Source organism: Streptomyces sp. NPDC056480 (assembly GCF_042795405.1).
In the GTDB taxonomy this organism is placed as follows: domain Bacteria; phylum Actinomycetota; class Actinomycetes; order Streptomycetales; family Streptomycetaceae; genus Streptomyces.
In genome coordinates this window covers 1-3,697 of record NZ_JBHTSA010000237.1, presented here as the reverse complement: position 1 = coordinate 3,697, position 3,697 = coordinate 1, and the positions used below count along the sequence as shown (strand labels likewise).

At 71.6% G+C, this 3,697-nt stretch carries 6 protein-coding genes and 1 pseudogene; 1 reads left to right on the top strand and 6 read right to left on the bottom strand.

Annotated elements, in window-relative coordinates; genetic code table 11:
* Positions 1 to 44: 44 nt before the first annotated feature.
* From ACFQ79_RS40475 to ACFQ79_RS40450, 6 genes are all read right to left on the bottom strand, one after another.
* Positions 45 to 461: a lasso peptide biosynthesis B2 protein gene (locus tag ACFQ79_RS40475; RefSeq protein WP_383593341.1), complete on the bottom strand. Its 417-nt coding sequence runs from the start codon at positions 459 to 461 to the stop codon at positions 45 to 47.
* Positions 458 to 748 (bottom strand): PqqD family protein, encoded by a 291-nt coding sequence (locus ACFQ79_RS40470; protein ID WP_383593339.1) that lies wholly within the window; start codon positions 746 to 748, stop codon positions 458 to 460. Before ACFQ79_RS40470 ends, ACFQ79_RS40475 begins: the two co-directional genes overlap by 4 nt.
* Positions 742 to 2,481 (bottom strand): asparagine synthase-related protein, encoded by a 1,740-nt coding sequence (locus ACFQ79_RS40465; protein ID WP_383593336.1) that lies wholly within the window; start codon positions 2,479 to 2,481, stop codon positions 742 to 744. Before ACFQ79_RS40465 ends, ACFQ79_RS40470 begins: the two co-directional genes overlap by 7 nt.
* An 87-nt stretch (positions 2,482 to 2,568) precedes the next feature.
* Complete coding sequence (locus ACFQ79_RS40460) at positions 2,569 to 2,700, bottom strand: hypothetical protein (protein WP_383593333.1); 132 nt, start codon at positions 2,698 to 2,700, stop codon at positions 2,569 to 2,571.
* A gap of 202 nt (positions 2,701 to 2,902) precedes the next feature.
* A complete protein-coding gene (locus ACFQ79_RS40455) occupies positions 2,903 to 3,031 on the bottom strand; it encodes a hypothetical protein (RefSeq protein WP_383593330.1) in 129 nt (42 codons plus the stop codon).
* A 122-nt stretch (positions 3,032 to 3,153) separates the two neighbouring features.
* Positions 3,154 to 3,576, bottom strand: coding sequence for a hypothetical protein (locus tag ACFQ79_RS40450; RefSeq protein WP_383593327.1), 423 nt, complete (start codon positions 3,574 to 3,576; stop codon positions 3,154 to 3,156).
* Between the two features lie 27 nt (positions 3,577 to 3,603).
* Between ACFQ79_RS40450 and ACFQ79_RS40445 the strand changes: the two are divergent.
* Positions 3,604 to 3,697, top strand: a pseudogene (locus tag ACFQ79_RS40445) (transposase); the annotation flags it as partial.

Genomic DNA, 3,697 nt, shown 5'->3' with positions numbered 1-3,697 from the left:
GACGGAGGCATGTCTCCCCGGACCACGGCCGTTTGTGCACGCACCTACGGGACGGACAGGACGCGGGTGTACGGCCGGTCGGCGCCGTCTCCGACGTCGTGGCCGACGGGTCCCTCGAAGGTGTCGACCCAGGCGTGTGCGGCGTCGGGCAGCCGGCGGGCTCCCAGAGCCCAGGAGGCATGGCGGCCGGTGAGGGCGGTAGCGAGGACGGTGGCGAGGCTGATCTCCAGGCACGCGATCCGGCCCGGCCACCACGTGGGGGTGATGTGCCGTACCGCCGCATCGAGGCGGGCTACCTGCGCGCGGTGGGCGGCCGGGAGGCGGCGCAGAACGCGGACGGCGGCAATGCGGTGCCTGAGCGGCAGGCGGCTGAGCGTGAGGGAGAGCGTGAGTCCCACGGCGGCGACGGCCCGTTCGGGCAGGGTGGGAGTGTCCAGCGGGGAGGGCACCATCTGGGTCATCGGGTCCACCACCTGCGGCGCGGAGCGCGGGTGGGGTCGATGAGGAGCCCGTCCCGCTTCCACTGGTTGACGAGGTTGTCGATGCCCTGGCGCACGGCGTAGGGGTCGCGGCCGGTGGGGATCGCGAGCTCGTCGGCGAGGCCGTTGGCGGTGCCGTTGGTGACGATGGCCTGCCAGATCCGGGAGACGTCCGGGCTGAGCATCGACCACTTCGCGGTGCGGACGTCGAGGAGCACGATTCCGTGCTCGTCGCTGGCGTGATGGATGTGGCGGGCCGGAGTCAGCATGATGCCCCTGCGTGAGCGCGGGCGCCTGTGAGCCACCAGGAGGCCGTCAGCATCTGGTGCATGTCCGCGGATCCGATCGGGGTCCGGCCCTGCGCAAGGTGGTCGAGTGTGCCGGTCACGGCCGTGTGGTCGAACAAGCCGGCTGTGACGAGGGGACTGACGGTGAGGAGGTCGCCCAGTCGCGCGCGGTGCCGCTGGAAGGCCATGACCCGCTGGGCGGTGAAGGAGCCCTTCGAGCGGCGTCCCAGCAGCCAGACGGGCAGATCGGGCAAGGCAGCCGAGAGCAGCGGCTTGAAGGTGTAGAGGCCGCGGCGTGCCGTCGGGGGTACGGCGAACGCGGCGCGGACCACGGTGTTGTCGAGATACGGGTAGACGGGCCGGACCCCGAGGGCGTCGGCGTACGGGGTCCAGGCGCGCGCGGCCGCGCCGGTGAACCTCAGCGCGGTCCACTGGTCGAACTCATCGGCCCGCTCCGGCTGGGAGGTGTCGGCGGCAGCCTGCCGCAGCAGCGCGGCCACCCGGGTGCGCCCGTCGGGGGTCAGCCACGATGCGGCCGCGCCCAGGCGGCACCAGGACCAGCCCGCCGTGCCCTGCGCGGACTGCGGCCGGTTCTTCTCCAGCTGCTCCACAGCCCTCTCCAGCGCTCCGGCCCGGCCGAGGGCGGCGGTTTCCCGCAGGCCCTTCCAGAACAGGCCGGGCGCCATGTTCCGCAGCCGTGCGTAGTCGACGACCTGGCGGTGCGCGGCGCGACGCTCACCCTCCTGGAGAAGCCGGACCCACACCGAGGAGGTCGCGTCCAGGACGACGTCGCCGCCGTGGCCGGTCAGGTGAAGCGGCAGGCCGGCCACCGGGGCGAGGTAGGCGCGATCCATCTCGAACAGGGCGGCGCCCATGGCCGGCTCCAGGCCGGTCGGTTGGCCGGCGGGAAAGGAGAACGGCAGGTCCTCATCGGTGCCGTGCGCGATGGTGTGCTCGATGTCAGTGTCCTCGGCGATCCGGGCGGCGAAGGAGGCGTCCTCGGCGCTGGTGTAGCCGTCGGTGTAGGTGACCCCGTGCACCCGGCCGACCCGGGAGGCGAGGACGACGGCCGCGGAGGAGTCGAGACCACCCGACAGGTCCGCGCCCACCGTCGTACCGGCGGCGCTCACCCGGTGCTGAACGGCCTCGGTGAGTGCGGACCCGAACCGGCCGGCTCCGGACTGGAGGTCTTCGACCGGCCGGATCGCGGTGACGTCGACAAGCTGCGGCGCCTGCCCGGTACGGAGCAGCAGGCCGTAGCTGCCCGGCACGACGCTGATCTCCTCGTACGGACTGCGGCCGGGCCAGTGGTCGCAGCCCGTGATGACCCGCGCGGCCGCCAGCCCCAGGTCGGCCACGAGCGGCTTCCCGAGGCGGAGAAGGTCGGTCGCCCACGTCCCGTCAGCGGCGTAGTAGACCGGCCGGAGCCCGGCCAGGTCCCCGCAGACGAACCGCTCCCGCTCGTTCCCGGCGAGCACCCAGTACGAGCCCGGCCAGCCCGTCAGCTCCTCCCACCGCCCCGCCCGTACGGCTGCGAGCGCGCCGTACAGCTCCTTCCCGTCCACCGGGCAGTCGCCGACGACCACCACGGCGGCGCCGCCCTCTACCGCGCTGCGCACGCGGCTTCCGGGGCCGGTGCGCGCGCCGTCGAGACCGACGATGCTGAATCCGCTGTCCCCGATCGCCGGTCCGCCGGCGAGCCACTGCTCTCCCATGCCTCTCTGCCTCCTGCTCGTTTCCGGAAACGGGCCCGGGGCCGCCGCAGTGCGACGGCCCCCGGGTTCGTGTGACGCCGGGGCGGCTCAGCCCTCGAAGTAGTTGTCCTTGTCGGAGTCGTTGAAGACCTGACGTCCGAGGGTGATCTCGGCGACGTCGTGGGTGTTGATCTCGCCCGCGAAGTCGACGGCGGGGGTGGTGGCGGTCTGCTCGGGCATAGCCCGACCTCCTTGGTGTCGGTAGTGCCTTCTTGGGTGGTGCACGTCTATGACACCTGATTCGAACTCCCCTTCTTAGAGCGTGAGTTGGTGACTTGTTGGGGGAAAAGTAGGAGAGCGGCGGGGCTGGTTCCACACCTGGACATGGCTCCGGGGGCTGCCGCAGTGCGACAGCCCCCGGAGCGGCACAGCATCGGGCCGGTCAGCCCTCGAAGTGGTTGTCCTTGTCGGGGATGCGACCCGTGTAGGTGCCGAGGGTGAGATCGGCGACGTCGTGGGTGTTGATCTCGCCTGCGAAGTCGACGGCCGGGGTGGTGGTCTGCTCGGCCATGGCTGGGCCTCCTTGGTGTCAGGGGAGTGTCCCCGTGAACGGTGCACATCCATCAGACCGGGTCCGGGCTGCCCGCTGTAGAGCAAGGACTGGTGACTTCCTGGGGGAAAGGTAGGCAGTGGTCAGCGCAGGTCAAGCAGCTTCTCCACGGCCCGCTGGTGGATGGCGTAGACGGTGGGGAGCTCGGCCAGGGAGGCGCGCTCGTCGATGCCGTGCAAGCCCTCGTAGGGGACGCCGAACCCGGCTGTGGCGGGGATGCCGTACCCGGCGAGGAGGTTGCCGATGTTCGACGGGCCCGCCGTCTTCGCCCGGACGTCGAGCCCCGCGGCTCGGGCGGCGGACAGCAGCGCGGCGGCCGGCTGCTCGTTCTCCTCCAGCCGGAACGCAGGCCAGGACGCGACCTCGCTCACCCTCGTCGGCACGGGTGCGGGCAGCTCGGCGTCAAGCTCGATGGCGGCCTTACGCACCACGGTCTCGGCGTCGTGCGCGTCGAAGGAGGGGGTGGTGCGGACATCGACGTTGATGTCGACCCGGTCGGGGGTCACGGAGAACCCCTCACCGCCGTGAAAGGCAGGCAGACCATCTCCACAATCACCGATTCGGTGATGGAGGGCATGGCCGAATGGCAGGCCCGGCCACTGGACCGCGTCTACCCGGTCGTGTTCA